Genomic DNA, 21,176 nt, shown 5'->3' with positions numbered 1-21,176 from the left:
ATCGCGGCTTTTTTGTTGGCATGGGGTTCGACCCGGCGTGTATTAGACCGCTGCCGCTTCGCGTTTCCTCGACGCCGCGCCATTCGCCACGAAGTAAGGCGTCTCCACCCGCGCCAGCGCATCCCGTCCGCGAATCCGATCGGCGATCTTCTCCGCGAGCATGATCGTCGGCGCGTTCAGATTGCCGGTTGTGATCTGCGGCATGATCGACGCATCGACGACGCGCAGCGCATCGAGTCCATGCACGCGGCCTTCGTTATCCACCACCGCCATATCGTCATAGCCCATCTTGCACGAGCACGACGGATGAAATGCCGTCTCCGCGCGCATTCGCACGAACGCATCGAGCTGTTCATCCGTCGTCAATTCCGCGCCCGGGTTCAGCTCCCTGCCGCGATAGCGTTCGAGCGCCGGCTGCCGCATGATCTCGCGTGTGATGCGGATGCCGTCGCGGAATTCACGCCAGTCGAGCGGATCGGCCATGTAATTGAACAGGATGCTCGGATGCGCGGCAGGATCGCGTGACGTGAGCTTCACACGGCCGCGGCTTGGCGAACGCATCGAGCCGACATGTGCCTGGAAGCCATGCATCCTGATCGCGTTGGAACCGTTGTAGTTGATCGCGACGGGCAGGAAGTGATACTGGATGTTCGGCCACAGATCGTCGTCGCGCGTACGGATGAAGCCGCCCGCTTCGAACTGATTGCTCGCGCCGATACCGGTGCCGTTCAGCATCCATTCAAGCCCAATGGCAGGCTGATTCCACCATTGCAGCGCCGGATACAGCGAAACCGGCTCCTTGCATTCGTACTGGATATACATCTCCAGATGGTCCTGCAGGTTTTCGCCCACACCCGGCAGATCGTGCACGAGCGGCACGTCGAGTTCGCGCAGCCACGTCGAACGGCCCACGCCCGAGCGCTGCAGCAATTGCGGCGAGGCAATCGCGCCGCTGCACACCAGCACTTCGCGGCGGGCATGCGCCGTCATGGCGCTGCCATGATGCAGATACGCGACACCGATCGCACGCCTGGCGGAGAACAGCACGCGATCGGTCATGGCATGCGTCACGATGGTCAGATTCGGACGCGTCTTCGCGCGATCCAGATAGCCGCGTGCGGTGCTGGCGCGTCTGCCGTTCGCCGTGACCGTGCGGTCCATCGGACCGAAGCCTTCCTGCTGATAGCCGTTCAGGTCGTCGGTACGGGGAAAACCTGCTTGCACACCGGCCTCGACCATCGCCGCGAACAAGGGATTGTTGCCGGGTTTGCTCGTCGTTACGTGAACGGGGCCGTCGCCGCCGTGATACGCGTTCGCGCCCACATCACGCGTTTCGGCTTTGCGGAAGTACGGCAGGCAATCCAGATAAGTCCAGTTTTCCAGCCCGGAGCGCGCGGCCCAGCCGTCGTAATCGAGCGCATTGCCGCGGATGTAGCACATGCCGTTGATCAGCGACGAACCGCCGAGCCCCTTGCCGCGTCCGCACTCCATGCGGCGGTTGTTCATATGCGGCTCGGGGTCGGTTTCGTATGCCCAGTTGTAGCGCCGCCCCTGCAGCGGATAGGCGAGGGCCGCGGGCATCTGCGTGCGGAAATCGAAACGGTAGTCGGGACCGCCTGCTTCGAGGAGCAGCACGGTCACGTCCGCGTCTTCGGTCAGGCGCGAGGCGAGCACGTTGCCTGCCGAACCCGCGCCGACGACGATGTAGTCGTATTCGTTCGAAGCCATCGCCACCTCTCCTTAGAACACCGGTTGATACGGGCCGAGCTCGACCTGCACGGACTTGATGCGCGTGTAGTGTTCGAGGGTGGTGATGCCGTTCTCACGGCCGACCCCCGATTGCTTGTAGCCGCCCACCGGCATTTCCGCGGGCGATTCGCCCCACGTATTGATCCAGCAGATACCCGCTTCGAGCCGATGAATCACGCGATGGGCGCGCGCCAGGTTCTCGGTGACAACGCCGGCGGCGAGTCCATATGCGGTGTTATTTGCACGCGAGATCGCTTCGTCTTCGTCGTCGAAAACAAGGATGCTCATTACCGGGCCGAAGATTTCCTCGCGCACGATACGCATCTCGTCGTGGCAGCCGGTGAAAACCGTCGGCTCGACATATTGACCGCTGCCGAAGTGGCCTTGCGTCAGCCGCTTGCCGCCGGCAATGAGCCGCGCGCCTTCCTGCACGCCCCTTTCAATGTAGCCGAGCACTTTCTGCAGTTGCGCGGCGCTGACCAGCGGGCCGAAATTGGTGTCGGCGTCAGTGGGCGCACCGACGCGAATCCGCTTGACGCGTTCCAGTACAAGCGTCTCGAACCGTTCCAGCACGCTACGCTGCACGAAGACACGTGTGCCGTTCGTACAGACCTGGCCGGAGCTGAAGAAGTTGGCGCTCATCGCGATGTCGGCGGCGCGTTCGAGGTTGGCATCGTCGAAGACGAGCAGGGGGGACTTGCCGCCCAGTTCCATCGTCACCTCTTTCAGCGACGAGGCGCCCGCCAGCGACATCACCTTCTTGCCCGTTTCGACGCCGCCGGTGAACGAAATCTTCTCGATGTCCGGATGCGCGGCGAGCATCGCGCCCACGCGTCCATCGCCTTGCACGACGTTGAACACGCCGGCCGGTACACCGGCTTCCGTGTAAATCTCGGCGAGCTTCAACGCGGACAGTGGCGTGATTTCGCTCGGCTTGAAGATCATCGCGTTGCCGGCTGCCAACGCGGGCGCCGATTTCCAGCACGCAATCTGGATCGGATAGTTCCATGCGCCGATTCCGGCACACACGCCAAGCGGTTCACGCCGCGTGTAAACAAAGGACGACGGCCGCAACGGAATCTGTTGTCCTTCAATCGCGGTAGCAAGGCCCGCGTAGTACTCGATCACGTCCGCACCCGTGACGATATCGACCGCCCGGGTCTCCGCGATCGCCTTGCCGGTGTCGCGCGTTTCGAGTGCGGCGAGTTCGTCATTGCGCGCGCGCAGGATCTCGACCGCGCAGCGCAGGATGCGCGAACGCTGCATCGCCGTGAGCGCGGCCCACTCGCGTTGGCCGTCGCGTGCGGATTGCACCGCGCGATCGACGTCGGCCGCCGAGGCTTGTTGCACCGTGGCAAGCGTTTCGCCGGTGGCGGGGTCGAGCGTGTCGAAAGTCTCGCCACTGGTTGCGTCGACGTAGGCGCCGCCTATATAGAGACGTTGCGTTGCGAATACCGCCATGACTTGCTCCTTTCTGAAGATGTGCCGGTCTGGTTGCGTTCTAGTTGCGCGCTTCCAGCACCAGATCGATGTATTCGTTTGCCACGCGCAGGGCAGCCTTCGTATCGAAGGGCTCGCCGGACAACGCGCCGCGCAGCCACAGTCCGTCGATCAACGCCGCCAGACCGCTCGCGGCACGACGCGCCGCCGCACGCGGCAACGCTTTCGAAAAATCCGCGCACAGGTTCGAGTTCAAACGCCGTGTGTTCACGTATTGAAGCCGCCGCAATTGCGGCTTGTGCATGCTTTCCGACCAGAATGCGAGCCACGTTTTCATGACCGGGCCGCTGGTCTGCTCGGCGTCGAAATTCGCAGCCACGACTGCGCGCAGTTTCGAGCGAGGATCCGCCTTTGCCGCACGGCGCCGTTTCGACGTGGCCTGCCAGAGGTCTCGCAGCACGTGGCGCATGGTGGCTTCGAGCAATCCGTCCTTGTCGCCGAAATAGTGACTGACGATGCCGGTGGAAATGCTCGCGCGCTGCGCGACCGAGGCGAGCGTCGCACCGGCCAGGCCGGTCTGGTCGATGGTCAGCAGGGTTGCGTCGATCAGCTGGGCGCGGCGGATTTCGCGCATTCCGAGTTTGGGCATGGTGCTGGAGGTGGCGGGCGCAGGCAGGCCACCCAAGTGTTCGATGGGCCATATTAGTTTTTTTATATTGAACGGTCAATCAATAAAAACTGGATACGCCGGTGAAATCACAAGCGCATCCGTGCGATCTGGACCGCCGTATTTCAGCAAGAATTACGCCGTTGTTGAACGAATGGTCTTAGTCTTCCGCCTCACGCCTCACGGCTAAGCGCACGGAATCGTCCGGGGCTCTGTCCAGTCGAGCGCTTGAACGCGATGCTGAACGCCGTGTCCGACAGATAGCCGATTCGCGACGCAATCTCCGTCAACGGTTCGTCCGAGTGCTTGAGCGCCGATCGGGCAATCGTCATGCGCCACCGGGCGAGGTAGTCGAGCGGCGCGCTGCCCACCTGGCGGCGAAAGCGCGTCGCAAACGCGGTGCGCGACATGCCCACCGCTAACGCGAGACTCTCGACGGTCCAGCGTTCGCCGGGCTGCGCATGCATCATCGCCAAGGCGCTGCCAATCTTCGGATCGGCCAACGCGCCGAGCCAGCCCTCGGGTTGCGGCGTTGACGCCAGGTACGCGCGTAGCGCGTGAACGAGAACCAGCGCGGCGAGACTGCTGCTTGCGACATCCGCACCGGCATGCACGCCGTTCGTTTCCCATTCGAGCAGGTCGAGGATGCGCGACAGCGCGTGCGAGCCCAGCTCCGCCGCACGAAGATGGATCAGCGGCGGCAGATGCCTGAGCAGAATCTCCGTGACGTCGTTCTCGAACGTGAAGCGGCCGCTTGCGAGACTCAGCCGTTCGTGATCGCCGTCGCCCTGATAGCGCACCACGCCGTCCGCGCCACGAATGCTGCGATAAATTGCCGGTCCGTCGAGCGGCTCGCGCTCGGGGTCGCTCGCCGAACAGAACGGCTGGCCGTCCGTGAGCATGTAGAAATCGCCCTGTTCGAGCGTCAAAGGCGTTTTGCTGCCGACGATCCACAGGTGAAATCGCCCCGACAGCACGCCGCCGAACTTGATCCCCTGATACGCGGGAAAACGGAAGGCCCACGCGCCGCGTCCTTCGAAGCGGGACGACAACACGCTGCTCACCCGCAGCATGGAAAGCACATCGGAAAGTGCGTCCATAAATGTACGATCTAATAGAAATCAAGGTGCTTCAATTATAGAAACGATGGTTTGTTGGCGGGATCATAGCGTCAATCCTGTATGGAATACACCGTTTGAATCTCGGAGAACCTATTCATGAAAGCCTGGCAACTTGAGCGGCTCGGCGGGACCTTGAGCCTGACCGATAGGCCTGTTCCGGAGCCGCGCGCCGGCGGCGTTGTGGTTCGCATCGAAGCGTCGTCGTTGATGTCGTACATGAAGGACTATGTCGACGGCAAGCTGCCGATCTATCACGCGCCGCCGCAGCCATTCATACCCGGCGGCAACGGCGTGGGCGTCGTGCATGCGGTGGGCCGCGACGTGTGGCATCTGCAGCCGGGGCAACGCGTCGTCCTGTCGTCGCATTTCGTCGCGCAGGAAAACGTGCGGGAGCCGGCGCAGATTCTGATTGGCGTGACGGCAAACGGGTCGGTCGGCCATCGCGTGCAGGCCGATTGGCCCGACGGCACGCTCGCCGAATATGCGTCCTTTCCCGCGAGCGCGGTGACACCGGTCGACGATCTGCCGCAATTCAGTGCCGTGCAGCTCGCGTTGACGATGCGCTGTATCGTGCCGTTCGGCGGTTTGCTGCGCGGGCGTCTCGCGGCGGGAGAGACCCTCATCGTATCGGGCGCCACGGGCGCGTATGGCAGCGCCGCCGTGCTCGTCGCGCTGGCGATGGGGGCGAGCCGCGCCGTCGCGGTGGGCAGGAATGCGCAGGCGCTCGAGTCTGTCGCGAAGCTCGGCGGCGGCCGCGTGATCACGGTGGCGGCGACCGGCAACGTAGCCGCCGATACGCAGGCGATACGTGCGGCGGCAAATGGCGGTGCGCATATTGTCTTCGACATGGTCGGCAACGCCCGTGACCCGAACCTGACACTTGCCGCGCTGAGCGGCCTCGCTCAGGGCGGCAGGCTCGTCCTGATGGGCAGCATGAGCGTCCCGCTGCCGCTTCCCTATACCGAAGTCATGCTGAACGGCTGGGAAATTCTTGGCCAGTTCATGTATCCACGAGACGCGTACCGGCGTCTGCTCGATCTCGTTCGCGGCGGACAGCTCGGCATCGACGCGCTGCATGCGCTCGTCTATCCGCTGGCGGCACTACCGGCAGCCATGGACGCCGCGGCTACGGCTGGCAACTTTGAATGTGTCGTCATCGATCACAGGGCATAGAGGTCATGCAGGTCATCAGGAAGGCTTTTCGTCTGTACGTCGCGCCAGGCGAACTGGAGCGCACCATCGTTTTCTACGAAACCGTTCAGCGCACGTCGTGCGAGCGAAGAATCAGGCTCGACCAGGCTGGTATCGAGGTCGCGATCGTCGGCGAGTGCATTCTGCTCGCGGGAAGCGCTGAGGCATTGGCGCCTGTGCGCGACGCACAGGCGGTGTTCATGGTCGATTCTCTCGACGAATTTGCGTCGTGGCTGCGGGCGAACGGCGCGGTCATGCTGCATGAACCACGCGAGGCGCCGGGCGGTCGCAACCTGACTGCACGCCATCCGGATGGACTCGTCGTCGAATACTACGAAGCGCATGGGAGCACGTAGGCACGGCAACAGCAACAGCGACGACGACCGGACACGCTGAGCGCGAATTTGACGAATCCGGGCCACCGCCCATGCGGGTTGCATCTCGCATGTCGGTTCCGGCCAAACCGGTGTCGTGTTCCGTGCATGTCCTTTGTTTCCGAGGGCGCTACGCTCGTTGAACGGCGCGTCACGTCGAGTCAGGCGCGCCGCTCACGAGACATGGAGACAGACAAATGAGCAGCAATCGCGGCGTCGTGTATCTAGGGCAGGGCAAGGTGGAAGTGCAGTCGATCGACTTTCCGAAGATGGTCGATCCGCGTGGCCGGTCAATCGGCCACGGCGTGATTCTGAAGGTGGTCAGCACGAATATTTGCGGCTCCGACCAGCACATGGTGCGCGGCCGGACAACCGCGGAGATCGGACTGGTACTCGGTCACGAGATCACCGGCGAAGTGATCGAAGTGGGCCGCGACGTTGAAACGTTGAAGATCGGCGACCTCGTGTCGGTGCCGTTCAACGTTGCTTGCGGACGTTGTCCGACCTGCAAGGCGCAGCACACGGGCGTGTGCCTGAACGTGAACCCGTCGCGGGCCGGCGGGGCTTATGGCTACGTCGACATGGGCGGCTGGATCGGCGGCCAGGCCGAGTACGTGCTGGTGCCGTACGCGGATTTCAATTTGCTGAAGTTCCCCGACTACGCTCAGGCGATGGCGAAAATCCGCGACCTGACCTGCCTGTCCGACATTCTGCCGACCGGCTATCACGGCGCGGTAATGGCGGGCGTGAAGCCGGGCGCGACTGTCTATATCGCAGGCGCGGGGCCGGTGGGAATGGCAGCGGCTGCTTCCGCGCGCCTGCTGGGCGCGGCCTGCACGATCGTCGGCGACATGAACGAGGCGCGTCTCGCGCATGCGCGCAAGATGGGCTTCCAGACCATCGATCTCTCGAAGGACGCGACGCTCGGCGAGCAGATCGAACAGATTCTCGGCAAGCCCGAGGTGGATTGCGCGGTGGACTGCGTCGGTTTCGAGGCGCACGGCCACGGCAGCAGCGGCTCGCATGAGGAAGCGCCGGCCACGGTCCTCAATTCGCTGATGGAAATCACCCGGGCCGCCGGCGCGATCGGCATTCCGGGCCTGTACGTGACGGACGATCCGGGCGCCACCGATGCCGCCGCCCGAAAAGGCAGCCTGAGCATCCGCTTCGGGCTCGGCTGGGCGAAGTCGCATTCGTTCCATACCGGGCAGACGCCGGTGATGAAGTACAACCACAATCTGATGCAGGCGATCCTGTGGGACCGGTTGCCGATTGCCGACATCGTCAACGTGACGGTGGTCTCGCTCGACGAAGCGCCGGAAGGCTACCGGCAGTTCGATGGCGGTGCGCCGAGGAAGTTTGTGATCGACCCGCACGGGTTGTTGAAGGCGGCTTGAGGCGTAACAAAGACCGCGACAAGGGCCGCATTTGCGGTCCTTGCTGAAGATCGTTACGCGAGGCTGAACAACGTGGCCGCAACGTACGCGTTGAGCGGTGTCCCGTTCAACGCGTTATGTCTCCAGACGGCAGGGTAATCAGATCAAGCCGGATCAAACCGGATCAAGCCGGATCAAGCGGCCAGCACAGGCACCGCGGCCAGCGAAGGCGCCTGCTTGCGCCGTTCGCGCGTCGGCGCGGTGCCGAACGCGTCGCGATAGCTCTTCGAGAAGTGGCAGGCCGACTGGAAGCCGCAAGCCATCGTAATATGCATGATCGACATATCGGTCTGCAGCAGCAACTCGCGGGCGCGCCGCAAGCGCAGCGTCAGATAGTAATGCGTGGGTGTCATCCCCAGATGTTCGCGGAACAGGCGCTGCAATTGCCGTTGCGACATGCCGGCGAGCCGCGCGAGTTCTTCGCGCGAGAGCGGCTCTTCGATATTGTTCTCCATCAGCGAGATCACTTCGAAGAGCGACTTGTTGGCCGAGCCGAGCCGCGCGACCAGCGGCATTTTCTGTTGCGCGCTGTTATCGCGCACATGTTCGACGATGAACTGTTCGGCGATCTGCGTGACCCGCGCCGTGCCGACTCGCGGCGTAATCAGGTTGAGCATCATATCGAGCGGCGCGACGCCGCCCGTGCACGTGACGCGATCGCGATCGATCACGAACAGTTCTTTCAGAAAGCGCGTGTCGGGAAACTCTTCCTTGAGCGCCGACATGTTCTCCCAGTGAATCGCACACGCATAACCGGCCAGCAAGCCGGCGCGCGCCAGCGCATAGGTGCCGGTGCACAGGCTGCCGAGCACGCAACCCATGCGGGCGAAGCGGCGCAAGGCGGAAAGATGGGCAGGGGTCGTGGCGCGCTGCACGTCGATGCCGCCGACCACGAACACGATATCCGGCTGACCGACACATTCGACCGGACCGGTATCGACCGAGAGGCCGTTGCTCGCTGTCACCGGACCGCCGTCGGGGCTCACGATCGACCAGCGGTAAAGCGTTTGTCCCGTCAGGTAGTTCGCCATGCGGAGCACTTCGATCGCGTTGGTGAACGCGATCATCGTGAAGTTCGGCACCGGCATGAATGCGAAGTGCGACAGCGACGCCGTGCGATCGGTGGACATGGGGGAAATGATTCCTTCGAATCTGTAATGTCGCGTCGCCATCGGGCGCGGCGACTTTCTCAATTTTGAGGACTAGCGCAACTAACGTGCCATCAGGCTAAACCCTCGGTCGTCCATCGATAAGGCCGGATCGCCGGACAAACAGCACCAGAACAGCGCCGCCAGCGCCCGCACGCGCACCCGAACTGCGCACAGCGATCAGCTGCAGTGCAGCATGAGTGTGAACGGCTAACGATCGTTCGAAACCACGCGTCGCGACTTCTCACGCGACTTGTCGAAAAAGGTCGCTCATGGCGGAAAAGGCAAAGAACGCGTCTGAATTCATAAATTGGCGCGCGGGGCAAGAGTCAAGAATAGACGCAATGCAGACCGGTGGCAGCAGGGCTTCACAGCCCGATCAGCAGCCCGCTTCGTAGCCCGCTTGATCGCCGCTTCCGGTCCTTCGCCAACCACCCCACGGACCTTCCATGTCGAACCCGAATCCTTTCTTCGAAGAATCGCTGGCCACGCGTGACGCGGCGGTGCGCGGCGCCATTTTGAAAGAGCTGGAGCGCCAGCAGTCGCAAGTCGAACTGATCGCGTCGGAAAACATCGTATCGCGCGCGGTGCTCGAAGCGCAGGGCTCGGTGCTGACCAACAAGTACGCGGAAGGGTATCCGGGCAAGCGCTATTACGGCGGTTGTGAATACGCCGACGTGATCGAAACGCTCGCGCTCGATCGCATCAAGCAGCTCTTCAATGCGAAATTCGCCAACGTGCAGCCGCATTCCGGCGCGCAGGCCAACGGCGCGGTGATGCTTGCCCTGGCGAAGCCGGGCGACACGGTGCTCGGCATGTCGCTCGATGCGGGCGGCCACCTGACTCACGGCGCCAGGCCGGCGATGTCGGGCAAGTGGTTCAACGCGGTTCAATACGGCGTGAATCGCGACACGATGCTGATCGATTACGAGCAGATCGAGGAACTCGCGCAGCAGCACAAACCGGCGCTGCTGATCGCCGGCTTCTCGGCTTACCCGCGCGCACTGGATTTCGCACGGCTGCGCGCGATCGCCGACGGCGTGGGCGCGAAGCTGATGGTGGATATGGCGCACATCGCCGGGATTATCGCGGCGGGCCGCCATCAGAATCCGGTCGAGCATGCACACGTCGTCACCTCGACCACGCACAAGACGCTGCGCGGTCCGCGCGGCGGCTTTGTGCTGACGAATGACGAAGACATCGCCAAAAAGATCAACTCCGCCGTGTTTCCGGGCTTGCAGGGCGGCCCGCTGATGCATGTGATCGCCGGCAAGGCGGTGGCGTTCGGCGAAGCGCTGCAACCGGGCTTCAGGACCTACATCGACAACGTGCTGGCCAACGCGCAGGCACTCGGCGAAGTACTGAAAGCCGGCGGCGTCGATCTGGTCACGGGCGGCACGGACAACCATCTGCTGCTGGTCGATCTTCGTCCGAAGGGCCTCAAAGGCAATCAGGTCGAGCAGGCGCTGGAACGCGCGGGCATCACCTGCAACAAGAACGGCATTCCTTTCGACACCGAGAAGCCGACGGTCACGTCCGGCGTTCGTCTCGGCACGCCGGCGGGCACCACGCGTGGTTTCGGCGTGGGCGAGTTCCGCGAAGTCGGGCGGCTGATCGTCGAGGTGCTCGACGCGCTGCGCGACCACCCGGAAGGCCATGCCGCAACCGAACAACGCGTGCGCCGCGAGATTTTCGCGCTGTGCGAACGCTTTCCCATCTACTAAGCACGCCTGGAGCAAACGATGAGCACATTGCACGACAACAGCATCATCATCGACGGTCTGAACATTTCGAAGTTCGAGCGCTCGGTGTTCGAAGACATGCGCAAGGGCGGCGTGACCGCGGTGAACTGCACGGTGTCGGTCTGGGAAAGCTTCCAGAAGACCGTCGACAACATCGCGGAGATGAAGCAGCAGATCCGCGAATACGGCGAGATCCTGACGCTCGTGCGCACCACCGACGACATCTTCCGCGCGAAGAAAGAGAACAAGACCGGCATCATTTTCGGTTTCCAGAACGCGCATGCGTTCGAAGACAACCTCGGCTATATCGAGGCCTTCAAGGACCTCGGCGTGAACGTGGTCCAGCTTTGCTACAACACGCAAAACCTGGTCGGCACGGGCTGCTATGAACGCGACGGCGGTCTGTCGGGCTATGGCCGCGAAGTGATTCAGGAGATGAACCGCGTCGGCATCATGGTCGATCTCTCGCACGTGGGCGGCAAGACTTCATCCGAAGCGATCGCGGCGTCGAACAAGCCGGTGTGCTATTCGCATTGCTGCCCGTCGGGGCTGAAAGAGCATCCGCGCAACAAGAGCGATGAGCAACTGAAAGAGATCGCCGATGCAGGCGGTTTCGTCGGCGTGACGATGTTCGCTCCGTTCCTGAAGCGCGGCGCGGACGCGACTGTCGAAGACTATATCGAAGCGATCGAATATGTGGTGAACCTGATCGGTGAGGACCAGGTCGGCATCGGCACGGACTTCACGCAAGGCTACAGCACCGAGTTCTTCGACTGGATCACGCACGACAAAGGCCGTTATCGTCAGCTGACGAACTTCGGCAAGGTGGTGAATCCGGAAGGCATCCGCACCATCGGCGAGTTTCCGAACCTGACGGCCGCGATGGAGCGCGCCGGCTGGAGCGAGACGCGCATCAAGAAGATCATGGGTGAGAACTGGGTACGCGTGTTCGGCGAAGTGTGGAAGGTCTGATTCCCTACTCACTGAAACCGAACCTGAATCCATAAAAAACGGAGCCTCCACATGCAACCCCAACTGCCTATCGACGTCGATCCGAATACCGGCGTCTGGACGACCGACGCGCTGCCCATGCTCTACGTGCCGCGTCACTTCTTCACGAACAATCACACCGCCGTCGAGGAAGCGCTCGGCCGCGACACCTACGCCGAGATTCTCTACAAGGCCGGCTACAAGTCCGCGTATTTCTGGTGCGACAAGGAATCGAAACAGCACGGCATTACCGGCATGGCGGTATTCGAGCATTACCTGAATCGCCTGTCGCAACGCGGCTGGGGCCTCTTCACGATCACGGAAGCCGATCCGTCCAGCTCGCGTGCCCGCATTGAATTGCACCACTCGTCGTTCGTGCTCGCGCAGCCGGGCAAGGAAGGCAAGCTGTGCTACATGTTCGCCGGCTGGTTCGCGGGCGCGATGGACTGGGTCAACGACACCGCGCCGGACGGACAGCGCAAGGGCCCGCCGTCCCATTCGCAGGAAGCGCGCTGCGCGGCCGAAGGCCACGAGCACTGCGTGTTCGAAGTGTCGCCGCTCGCGTCGTAACGACAACGTACCCAAGCCGCACACAGCAATCTATTCCGAGGTCGATCGCGATGCGTTACCCGAACCTTTTCAAGCCTCTCACGCTGAACAAGCTGACGTTGCGCAACCGTATCGTCAGCACCGCGCACGCGGAGGTGTATGCGGAACCGGGTGGTCTGCCCGGCGACCGTTATATCCGTTACTACGAAGAGAAGGCCAAGGGCGGCGTCGGCCTCGCCGTGTGCGGCGGCTCGAGCCCGGTGTCGATCGACAGCCCGCAAGGCTGGTGGAAGTCGGTGAATCTTTCGACCGACAAGATCATCGATCCGCTTGCGCGACTGGCCGAAGCGATGCATCAGCACGGCGCGAAGATCATGATTCAGGCCACGCACATGGGCCGCCGCTCGGCGTTTCATGGCGAGCACTGGCCGCATCTGATGTCGCCGTCTGGTGTGCGCGAACCGGTGCACCGCGGCAATGCGAAGATCATCGAGGTGGAAGAGATTCGCCGCATCATCACGGACTTTGCGGCGGCCGCGAAGCGTGTGAAGGATGCCGGCATGGACGGCATCGAGATTTCCGCGGCTCACCAGCATCTGATCGATCAGTTCTGGAGTCCGCGCACGAATTTCCGCACCGACGAATGGGGCGGCTCGCTCGAAAACCGTCTGCGTTTCGGCACGGAAGTGTTGAAGGCGGTGCGCGAAGCGGTGGGCGCGGATTTCTGCGTCGGTCTGCGGATGTGCGGCGACGAGTTCCATGAGGACGGCCTCGACCACGAACAACTGAAAGAGATCGCCCAGGCGATGAGCGAAACCGGCCTGATCGATTACCTCGGCGTGATCGGTTCCGGCGCGGACACCCACAACACGCTGGCGAACTGCATGCCGCCGATGGCGCTGCCGCCTGAACCGTTCGTGCACCTCGCGGCCGGGATCAAGTCGGTGGTGAAGCTGCCGGTGATGCATGCGCAGAGCATTCGCGATGCGGGCCAGGCGGAACGTCTGCTCGCGAGCGGCATGGTCGATCTGGTCGGCATGACGCGCGCGCAGATCGCCGATCCGCATATGGTCATCAAGATTCGCGACGGTCGCGAGGACGAGATCAAGCAATGCGTCGGCGCGAATTACTGTATCGATCGGCAGTACAACGGGCTGGACGTGCTGTGCGTGCAGAACGCGGCAACATCGCGCGAAGAAACCATGCCGCACGTGATCGCGAAGACGCGTGGACCGAAGCGCAAGGTGGTCGTGGTCGGCGCCGGTCCGGCCGGGCTGGAAGCGGCGCGCGTGGCGAAGTCGCGCGGCCATGACGTGGTGCTGTTCGAGAAGAACGACTACGTCGGCGGTCAGATCATGCTGGCCGCGAAAGCGCCGCAACGCGAGCAGATGGCGGGCATCGTGCGCTGGTTCGATATGGAAACGAAGCGCCTCGGCGTCGACCGCCGTCTCGGTGTCGCGGCCGACGAGAAAACCATCATGGCCGAGAAGCCGGACATCGTCGTGCTGGCCACGGGCGGTTCATCGTTCACGTCGCAGGTGGCGGCGTGGGGCGTCGAGGAGGGGCTCGCGGTCAGTTCATGGGATGTGCTGTCGGGCAAGGTCGAGCCGGGCAAGAACGTGCTGGTGTATGACGGCGTCAGCACGCACGCCGGCGCGGGTGTCGCGGATTTCATGTCGAGTCGCGGCTCGAACGTCGAGATCGTGACGCCTGACGTGAAAGTTGCCGACGACGTCGGCGGCACCACGTTCCCGATCTTCTATCGACGCCTTTACGCGCAAGGCGTGATTCACACGCCGAACTACTGGCTCGACAAGGTGTACGAGGAAGACGGCAAGAAGATCGCCGTGATCCGCAACGAGTACACGGAAGAGCAGGAAGAACGCGCGGTCGATCAGGTGGTGATCGAGAACGGCAGCACGCCGAACGACCAGCTCTACTGGGCGCTCAAGCCCGAGTCGGTGAATCGCGGCCAGGTGGACGTGCATAAGCTTTTCGCGTCCGAGCCGCAACCGTCGTTGAGCGAAGAACTCGGTAACGGCCGCTTCCTGCTGTTCCGCGTCGGCGACTGCATTTCCATGCACAACATTCACGGCGCGATTTACGACGCGCTGCGCCTTTGCAAGGATTTCTGACGATGAGCCCCGTGTTTGTCATCACCGTCCTGCTGTGGTTGTCGGTGGCGGGTCTCGCGTTCGCGCTCGCCAGGCGCGCTGCGTATTGGCGCGAAGGCCGCGCCACGGCGGCGGGTGCGTACGGCTGGACCAATCTGCTGGCGATTCCCAAGCGCTATTTCGTCGACCTGCACCACGTGGTTGCGCGTGACCCGTACATCGCGAAGACGCACGTCGCGACGGCGGGCGGGGCGATCCTTGCGATGGCGCTGGTGTTCGTCAACTACGGTCTCGCCATCTACTCGCCGTGGCTCGACAAGCTGATCTTTCTGGCCGCGCTGGTGATGCTGGTCGGCGCGGTGTTCGTCTGGCGCCGGCGCCATGGCGCGAAGGCGGTGCCGGCGCGCCTTTCGCGTGGACCGTGGGATCATCTGCCGCTGCTGCTCGGCTCGTTCGCGCTCGGTTTGGCGCTGTTCATCGCGCTGCCTGCTGCGGCGATGTCGGGTGCGCTGGCTATCGTCGTCGCGTTGCTGATCGCGGCGGGCGCATTCACGATGACGTTCGGCGCGGCTCGCGGCGGTCCGATGAAGCATGCGCTGGCCGGCCTGCTGCACCTCGCGTTTCATCCGCGCCAGGAGCGCTTTGCCGAGCGCAACGACAACGATGTCGTGCCGCCGACCGCGCTGAAGGCGCCGGTGCTAGACGCGAAGGAATACGGCGTCGGCAAGCCGGTCGAGTTTCGCTGGAACCAGTTGCTGAGCTTCGACGCCTGCGTGCAGTGCGGCAAGTGCGAAGCGGCGTGCCCCGCGTTTGCGGCCGGGCAGCCGCTCAATCCGAAGAAGCTGATTCAGGATCTCGTCACGGGCATGGTCGGCGGCACGGATGAGGCCTATGCCGGCAGCCCGACGCCCGGCATTCCGGTCGGCAAACACGGCGGCGCGCCGGACAAGCCGCTTGTGTCGAGCCTGATCGAAGCGGACACGCTGTGGTCGTGCACCACCTGCCGCGCCTGCGTGCAGGAATGCCCGATGCTGATCGAGCACGTCGATGCGATCGTGGATATGCGCCGCAACCAGACGCTGGTCGAAGGCGCCGTGCCCGGCAAAGGCCCGGTCACGCTCGCCAATCTGCGCGAGACGGGCAGCTCGAACGGCTACGATATCGGCGCGCGTTACGACTGGGCCGTCGATCTGCAAGTGCAGGTCGCGCAACCGGGGCGTCCCGTGGACGTGCTGTTGATCGCCGGCGAAGGCGCGTTCGACATGCGCTATCAGCGTACGCTACGGGCGCTCGTCAAGGTGTTGAACCGCGCGGGAATCGACTACGCGGTGCTCGGCGGCGTCGAGACCGATACCGGCGACACCGCACGGCGTCTCGGCGACGAAGCGACCTTCCAGCAACTCGCGACCAGACTGATCGGCACGCTCTCGCAGTATTCGTTCCGCAAGATCGTTACAGCCGATCCGCATGTGCTGCACAGCCTGCGCAACGAATATCGCGCACTCGGCGGTTTCTACGAGGTTCAGCATCACACGGCGCTGATCGAAGAGCTGGTATCGAGCGGCAAGCTGTCGCCGAAAGCGGTCGCCGCGTTCGCGGACCGCAAGATCACGTATCACGACCCGTGCTATCTGGGCCGCTATAACGGTGAGACGGAAGCGCCGCGCCGTTTGCTGAAGACCATCGGCATCAAGGTGGTCGAGATGGAGCGCAATGGGTTGCGCGGACGCTGCTGCGGCGGCGGTGGCGGTGCGCCGTTGACGGACATTCCGGGCAAGCGGCGCATTCCGGATATCCGCATCGACGACGCCCGTGCGATCAACGCGGAGATCGTCGCGGTGGGGTGCCCGAATTGCACGGCGATGCTCGAAGGCGTGGTCGGCCCGCGTCCGGAAGTGCTGGACGTCGCCGAGCTGGTTGCCGCAGCGCTGGAGTAATGCGATGAACACTCACAAACGAATCGATCCGCGCCGGCCGTTCACGATCACGGCGGACGGCCTCAAGCGCATTACGCTCGGCATGACGGGTGTGGCGGGCTCGACGGAACTCGCGGCGCATGGCGCGACGGCGTCGGCGCATCGCGAGCACGCGAAACCGCGCCGCACGACGGCTACGCCACAGCGTGTCTTGCTGGTAGCCGCTCACGCGGATCGCGGCGCGCTGGATGACCACGCGCGCCAGACTCTGGCCGCCGCCGCATTGATCGCCGACGCCGCAACCGAAGTCGTGCTGCTCGTGTTCGGCGAGTTCAGCGGCGACGCCGCCGCGCTCGGCGCCGACAAGCTGATCGAGTTGCCGATGTTCGACCGCCGCGTTTTCGCGCCGATGGACGAACTGAACGCACTGGCCGCGTGCGTCGCGGCCTACGCCCCGGCGCACATTCTCCTGCCCGACAACGCGACCGGCGACGGCGACCTCGGCCGCCGTTATGCGGCCGCCGCGAACGCGAGCGTCGCGACGCATGTCGTCGAGATCGATGCGACCCATGTCGCGGCTTATATCCAGACGAATACGGCGTTCGCCTCGCGCGCTCTGCCTGAGGTCGTGTTGCTTGCACCGAATGCGGTCGATCCGAAGTTGCCGTTTGTCGGCGCGGGTGAGCGCGTGGTGTGGCGTTTCGACGGCGAACCGGCAGCGTCCAGAAGCATCGTGCGCGATCTGGGCATCGAGGAAATCGACGCCGCGCAGCTCGCGCTCGAAGAGGCGGATTTCATCGTCTCGGCAGGCAATGGCGTGAGCGATGTGCCGGCGTTCGAGCGTCTTGCAGGCACCTTAGGCGCCGCGATCGGCGCGAGCCGCGTCGCCGTGGACGACGGCAAATTTAGCCGCGACAAGCAGATCGGCGCCACCGGCAAGACCGTCGAAGCAAGCGTCTATATCGCGTTCGGCATTTCCGGCGCGGTTCAGCATCTGCAGGGCATCAAGGATTGCCGGCACGTGATCGCCGTGAATCTCGACGCCAGCGCGCCGATCGCCAAACGCGCGAATCTGACCGTTATCGCCGACGCGCAGGAAACCATCGCGGCGCTGAACGAAGCCGCGGCGGCTGCGCGCACGGCGCGCGGCACGGGTGCGACGTTATTGAATTCAACCGCCGTTGCCGAAGGAGCGCTTGCATGAAAATCGCCGTACTGGTTTCCGTGGGGCGGCACCCGGTCAGCGGCACGGCGCGCTACAGCCGCAACGACGCTGCCGCGTTGACGATCGCGCTCTCGCTCGCCAAGACGCACGGCGCGACACTTGACGTGTTGCACGCGGGCGATCCATCGAATCCGGCGCTGAAGGAGTATCTCGCGCTCGGCGCGCGCACCGTCGAGGTGCTGGACGTGCCGGCAACGCCTGAATGGGGAGGCGATGCGATCGCACCGCTCGCCACACGTCTGCAAGGCTACGACCTGGTATTGACCGGCACGCGCGCCGAAGGCGCCTTCGACAGCGGCATGCTGCCATATCGCGTTGCCAACGCGCTGGATCTGCCGCTGGTCGGCGCGGCCGTCGATCTGACGATTCGCGACGGCTGCGCCGAAGTCCGGCAATTCATGCCGAAGGGCCTGCGCCGCCGCGTTGAAGTGCGTTTGCCGGCGTTGATTGCCGTCCATCCGATGGCCAACACGGCGCCGAGCTACGCCTATGCAAGGTTGCGCGAAGGCACGATCCGGACGGTCGCGACAGGCGCGTCCGGGCGTCCTGATGCCGCCAACCCCGACGACCTCGCCTGGACGATCCGTCCCGCGAGCGCCAAACCGGTGCGCCTCGCCGCTGCCGAAAAGCGCTCGGGCCATGCCCGCATGCTCTCGGCGACGACGACCGAAAGCCGCGGCGGCAGCGTCGTAATTGAAGGGAGTTCCGTCGAAAAAGCACAAGTGATCCTCGCGTATTTGCGCGAGCATCAACTCGTGGATTACTGATTTCCGGTTCGGGCCAGCATGCGACCAGGAGGGCCTGGCGCGGCGCCAGACGTGACATGCAACGGAGCACACAATGAAAGTTTCGGCAGACGTTCGCGCAATGATCGAACGCCGCAAGAAGAATCACACACTGGAAGCGCCGTTCTATACGGGCGATGAAATTTTCGCGCTCGACATGGAGGCGATTTTCCGCAAGCACTGGATTCAGGTCGCGGTGGAACCGGATGTGCCGGAGCCGGGCGACTACATCACGGTGGAGATCGGCAACGATTCGATTCTGATCGTACGCGACGACGACATGCAGGTGCGGGCGTTCCATAACGTTTGCCGCCATCGTGGCTCGCGTTTGTGCAATACGGACAAGGGTTCGCTGGGCAATATCGTCTGCCCGTATCACAGCTGGACCTACAACCTGAACGGCGATCTGATGTTCGCCGAGCATATGGGCGACCAGTTCGACCGCTGCAAGCACAGCCTCAAATCGGTGCACCTGCAGAATCTCGCGGGCCTGATCTTCATCTGTCTCGCGGACGAACCGCCGGCCGACTTTGCCGTGTTGCGCGCCGCGATGGAACCGTATCTGTTGCCGCACGACCTTGCCGGCTGCAAGGTCGCGGCGTCGATCGACATCATCGAAGAGGGCAACTGGAAGCTCACGATGGAAAACAATCGCGAGTGCTACCACTGCGTCGCGAACCATCCCGAGCTGACGATTTCGCTATACGAATACGGCTTCGGCTATCAGCGCACGCCTGCCAACGAAGAAGGCATGGCCGCGTTCGAGGAGACCGTGGCGCGCCGTACCGCGCAATGGGAGGCGATGAATCTGCCTTCGGCGGAAATCGACCGTCTGGCCGATCTGGTCACGGGTTTCCGCACGCAACGCCTGCCGCTCGATCGCGACGGCGAATCGCAGACCATGGACGCGAAGGTGGCGTCGAAGAAGCTGCTCGGCGGTTTCGAGCAGGCCGATCTCGGGGGCCTCTCGTTCTGGACGCAGCCGAATTCGTGGCATCACTTCATGAGCGACCATATCGTCAGCTTTTCGGTGATTCCGTTGTCGGCGGGCAAAACGCTGGTGCGCACCAAGTGGCTCGTCCACAAGGATGCACGCGAAGGCATCGATTACGACGTGAACAATCTGACGGCCGTGTGGCGCGCCACCAATGACCAGGATCGTGCGTTGGTGGAGTACTCGCAGCGCGGCGCGACCAGCAGCGCCTACGAGCCGGGTCCGTATTCGCCGTACACCGAAGGCCTCGTCGAAAAATTCTGCGAGTGGTACATCGGCCGTATCGCGGAGTACAGCGATACGCCCCAAACCCATGACGCCGGCGATGCGCCGGTTTCGCACGACGAAAAAGTCGTGTCTTTCGTGCGCTGAGCGCCATACCGCAACCAGGAGCGGGAGAAAATAATGATGCGCGATCAGGCGACGCTTCAGCTCAGCCCCGAGCCGGCCCCGAACCGGGAGGCTTTGGGGCCCAGGACTTTGAGCCGGGTCACGCAGCCGCGGTTCTGGGAGACGTTGCCGGCGCGCTGGAATAGCGATACCGACGAGACGCTGGTGTGCTGCCAGGTCCGTCAGGAAACGCACGACGTCAAGAGCTTTTTCTTTCGCGCGCCGTCCGAGCGGGCGTTCGTGTTCGAGCCGGGACAGTTCATCACGCTGGAGCTGGAGATCGACGGTGAGGCGGTGAATCGCTGCTATACGATCTCCTCGCCGCCCACGCGTCCGCACACGATTTCCATCACGGTGAAGCGCGTGCCCGGCGGTAAGGTCTCGAACTGGCTGCACGACAATCTGCACGCGGGTATGCAGGTTCGCGTGCTGGGGCCGTCCGGCGAGTTCACCTGTGCGCGGCATCCGGCGCGTAAATTTCTGTTCCTGTCGGCGGGTTCGGGCGTGACGCCATTGATGTCGATGAGCCGCGCGCATCACGAACTCGGCGAGGATAGCGACATCGTATTCGTGCACAGCGCGCGCACGCCGGACGACATCATCTTTGCTCGCGAACTGGATCTGATTGCGTCGAATCAGGCCAATTTCCGCACCGCGTTCGTCTGCGAGCGGCTCGGTGCGCGGCGCAATTGGCATGGCGTCACCGGCTTTCTGACCTTGCCGCTGCTCAAACTCATCGCGCCGGATTTTCTCGAGCGCGAGATTTTCACCTGCGGTCCGGCGCCCTACATGCAGGCAGTCCGAAATTTGCTGGATGAAGGCGGCTTCGATCGCAGCCACTATCACGAGGAAAGCTTCTCGTTCGAGACGATCAGCGAAGTGGCCGCGCAATTGACGACCGCGCATGTCGCCGACGCGTTGCAGGCGCCGACAGCCACCGCCGAGAGCTTTGTCGAAGCGCGTGAGCATGCGGCTGGATTCGCTCCCGCGCAGGTGCCGCTGGAGACGGAGACGAAGTTCAAGGTGAGCTTTGCCAAAAGCAACCGCGAGATCGAATGTGGCAGCGGCCAGCATGTACTCGACGCGGCGAAGAAGGCCGGCGTGCGCCTTGCCGCCTCGTGCACGCAGGGCATGTGCGGCACCTGCAAGGTGAAGCTGGTGTCCGGCGAAGTCGCCATGAAACATGCGGGCGGAATTCGTCAGCGCGAAATCGATCAGGGCATGGTGCTGCTGTGCTGCAGCAAGCCGTTGAGCGATCTCGTCGTCGATAAGTAAGACAAGAGCGGGACCCTGACTCGCGGCTGAGGTCGTCTGCGGACAACTGGATGTCGGAAAACGACGCTAC

17 protein-coding genes are annotated in these 21,176 nt (G+C 63.4%); 12 read left to right on the top strand and 5 right to left on the bottom strand.

What is annotated here, in order from left to right; translation table 11 throughout:
• Nucleotides 1–42 precede the first annotated feature (42 nt).
• From betA to DSC91_RS07225, 4 genes are all read right to left on the bottom strand, one after another.
• Nucleotides 43–1,728 carry a choline dehydrogenase gene (gene betA / locus DSC91_RS07240; protein WP_115777499.1) on the bottom strand — a complete coding sequence of 562 codons (1,686 nt, stop codon included), beginning with the start codon at nt 1,726–1,728 and terminating at the stop codon, nt 43–45.
• Between the two features lie 12 nt (nt 1,729–1,740).
• A complete protein-coding gene (gene betB / locus DSC91_RS07235; protein WP_115777498.1) occupies nt 1,741–3,210 on the bottom strand; it encodes a betaine-aldehyde dehydrogenase in 1,470 nt (489 codons plus the stop codon).
• A gap of 40 nt (nt 3,211–3,250) precedes the next feature.
• On the bottom strand, nt 3,251–3,838 hold the full coding sequence (betI, locus tag DSC91_RS07230; protein WP_115779734.1) for a transcriptional regulator BetI: 588 nt from the start codon (nt 3,836–3,838) through the stop codon (nt 3,251–3,253).
• Nucleotides 3,839–4,029: 191 nt separating this feature from the next.
• Nucleotides 4,030–4,956 carry an AraC family transcriptional regulator gene (locus DSC91_RS07225; RefSeq protein ID WP_115777497.1) on the bottom strand — a complete coding sequence of 309 codons (927 nt, stop codon included), beginning with the start codon at nt 4,954–4,956 and terminating at the stop codon, nt 4,030–4,032.
• Between the two features lie 117 nt (nt 4,957–5,073).
• Between DSC91_RS07225 and DSC91_RS07220 the strand changes: the two genes are divergently transcribed.
• The 3 genes from DSC91_RS07220 (at nt 5,074) to fdhA (ending at nt 7,939) form a co-directional block, all read left to right on the top strand.
• Nucleotides 5,074–6,150: a zinc-binding dehydrogenase gene (locus DSC91_RS07220; protein WP_115777496.1), complete on the top strand. Its 1,077-nt coding sequence runs from the start codon at nt 5,074–5,076 to the stop codon at nt 6,148–6,150.
• A gap of 5 nt (nt 6,151–6,155) precedes the next feature.
• Nucleotides 6,156–6,524 (top strand): VOC family protein, encoded by a 369-nt coding sequence (locus DSC91_RS07215; RefSeq protein ID WP_115777495.1) that lies wholly within the window; start codon nt 6,156–6,158, stop codon nt 6,522–6,524.
• Between the two features lie 215 nt (nt 6,525–6,739).
• Complete coding sequence (gene fdhA, locus DSC91_RS07210) at nt 6,740–7,939, top strand: formaldehyde dehydrogenase, glutathione-independent (RefSeq protein WP_115777494.1); 1,200 nt, start codon at nt 6,740–6,742, stop codon at nt 7,937–7,939.
• Between the two features lie 173 nt (nt 7,940–8,112).
• On the opposite strand, the gene DSC91_RS07205 is transcribed toward fdhA, so the two are convergent.
• Complete coding sequence (locus DSC91_RS07205) at nt 8,113–9,108, bottom strand: GlxA family transcriptional regulator (RefSeq protein WP_115777493.1); 996 nt, start codon at nt 9,106–9,108, stop codon at nt 8,113–8,115.
• Between the two features lie 467 nt (nt 9,109–9,575).
• On the opposite strand from DSC91_RS07205, the gene DSC91_RS07200 reads away from it, so the two are divergent.
• From DSC91_RS07200 to DSC91_RS07160, 9 genes are all read left to right on the top strand, one after another.
• Complete coding sequence (locus tag DSC91_RS07200) at nt 9,576–10,850, top strand: serine hydroxymethyltransferase (RefSeq protein ID WP_115777492.1); 1,275 nt, start codon at nt 9,576–9,578, stop codon at nt 10,848–10,850.
• Nucleotides 10,851–10,868: 18 nt separating this feature from the next.
• The gene (locus tag DSC91_RS07195) at nt 10,869–11,840 is read left to right on the top strand and encodes a dipeptidase (protein ID WP_012426939.1); all 972 of its coding nucleotides are present in this window, start codon (nt 10,869–10,871) and stop codon (nt 11,838–11,840) included.
• Nucleotides 11,841–11,891: 51 nt separating this feature from the next.
• Entirely contained in the window at nt 11,892–12,428 is a 537-nt protein-coding gene (locus tag DSC91_RS07190; protein ID WP_115777491.1) for a DUF5943 domain-containing protein, read from the top strand.
• Between the two features lie 50 nt (nt 12,429–12,478).
• A complete protein-coding gene (locus DSC91_RS07185; protein ID WP_115777490.1) occupies nt 12,479–14,542 on the top strand; it encodes an NADH:flavin oxidoreductase in 2,064 nt (687 codons plus the stop codon).
• Nucleotides 14,543–14,544: 2 nt separating this feature from the next.
• Nucleotides 14,545–16,458: a (Fe-S)-binding protein gene (locus DSC91_RS07180; protein WP_115777489.1), complete on the top strand. Its 1,914-nt coding sequence runs from the start codon at nt 14,545–14,547 to the stop codon at nt 16,456–16,458.
• A gap of 4 nt (nt 16,459–16,462) precedes the next feature.
• Nucleotides 16,463–17,641 (top strand): electron transfer flavoprotein subunit alpha/FixB family protein, encoded by a 1,179-nt coding sequence (locus DSC91_RS07175; RefSeq protein ID WP_115777488.1) that lies wholly within the window; start codon nt 16,463–16,465, stop codon nt 17,639–17,641.
• Nucleotides 17,638–18,429 carry an electron transfer flavoprotein subunit beta/FixA family protein gene (locus DSC91_RS07170; protein ID WP_115777487.1) on the top strand — a complete coding sequence of 264 codons (792 nt, stop codon included), beginning with the start codon at nt 17,638–17,640 and terminating at the stop codon, nt 18,427–18,429. Before DSC91_RS07175 ends, DSC91_RS07170 begins: the two co-directional genes overlap by 4 nt.
• Nucleotides 18,430–18,502: 73 nt before the next feature.
• Nucleotides 18,503–19,813 carry an aromatic ring-hydroxylating oxygenase subunit alpha gene (locus tag DSC91_RS07165; RefSeq protein ID WP_115777486.1) on the top strand — a complete coding sequence of 437 codons (1,311 nt, stop codon included), beginning with the start codon at nt 18,503–18,505 and terminating at the stop codon, nt 19,811–19,813.
• A 33-nt stretch (nt 19,814–19,846) separates the two neighbouring features.
• The gene (locus DSC91_RS07160) at nt 19,847–21,106 is read left to right on the top strand and encodes an FAD-binding oxidoreductase (protein ID WP_373291955.1); all 1,260 of its coding nucleotides are present in this window, start codon (nt 19,847–19,849) and stop codon (nt 21,104–21,106) included.
• Nucleotides 21,107–21,176 lie beyond the last annotated feature (70 nt).

The organism is Paraburkholderia caffeinilytica (genome assembly GCF_003368325.1).
Taxonomy (GTDB): Bacteria; Pseudomonadota; Gammaproteobacteria; order Burkholderiales; family Burkholderiaceae; genus Paraburkholderia; species Paraburkholderia caffeinilytica.
This window is presented reverse-complemented; position numbering and strand designations above follow the sequence as displayed.

Coding starts and splice junctions, on each gene's coding strand:
- betA (WP_115777499.1), bottom strand. CDS start 1,728: ATGGCTTCGAACGAATACGACTACATCGTCGTCGGCGCGGGTTCGGCA.
- betB (WP_115777498.1), bottom strand. CDS start 3,210: ATGGCGGTATTCGCAACGCAACGTCTCTATATAGGCGGCGCCTACGTC.
- betI (WP_115779734.1), bottom strand. CDS start 3,838: ATGCCCAAACTCGGAATGCGCGAAATCCGCCGCGCCCAGCTGATCGAC.
- DSC91_RS07225 (WP_115777497.1), bottom strand. CDS start 4,956: ATGGACGCACTTTCCGATGTGCTTTCCATGCTGCGGGTGAGCAGCGTG.
- DSC91_RS07220 (WP_115777496.1), top strand. CDS start 5,074: ATGAAAGCCTGGCAACTTGAGCGGCTCGGCGGGACCTTGAGCCTGACC.
- DSC91_RS07215 (WP_115777495.1), top strand. CDS start 6,156: ATGCAGGTCATCAGGAAGGCTTTTCGTCTGTACGTCGCGCCAGGCGAA.
- fdhA (WP_115777494.1), top strand. CDS start 6,740: ATGAGCAGCAATCGCGGCGTCGTGTATCTAGGGCAGGGCAAGGTGGAA.
- DSC91_RS07205 (WP_115777493.1), bottom strand. CDS start 9,108: ATGTCCACCGATCGCACGGCGTCGCTGTCGCACTTCGCATTCATGCCG.
- DSC91_RS07200 (WP_115777492.1), top strand. CDS start 9,576: ATGTCGAACCCGAATCCTTTCTTCGAAGAATCGCTGGCCACGCGTGAC.
- DSC91_RS07195 (WP_012426939.1), top strand. CDS start 10,869: ATGAGCACATTGCACGACAACAGCATCATCATCGACGGTCTGAACATT.
- DSC91_RS07190 (WP_115777491.1), top strand. CDS start 11,892: ATGCAACCCCAACTGCCTATCGACGTCGATCCGAATACCGGCGTCTGG.
- DSC91_RS07185 (WP_115777490.1), top strand. CDS start 12,479: ATGCGTTACCCGAACCTTTTCAAGCCTCTCACGCTGAACAAGCTGACG.
- DSC91_RS07180 (WP_115777489.1), top strand. CDS start 14,545: ATGAGCCCCGTGTTTGTCATCACCGTCCTGCTGTGGTTGTCGGTGGCG.
- DSC91_RS07175 (WP_115777488.1), top strand. CDS start 16,463: ATGAACACTCACAAACGAATCGATCCGCGCCGGCCGTTCACGATCACG.
- DSC91_RS07170 (WP_115777487.1), top strand. CDS start 17,638: ATGAAAATCGCCGTACTGGTTTCCGTGGGGCGGCACCCGGTCAGCGGC.
- DSC91_RS07165 (WP_115777486.1), top strand. CDS start 18,503: ATGAAAGTTTCGGCAGACGTTCGCGCAATGATCGAACGCCGCAAGAAG.
- DSC91_RS07160 (WP_373291955.1), top strand. CDS start 19,847: ATGATGCGCGATCAGGCGACGCTTCAGCTCAGCCCCGAGCCGGCCCCG.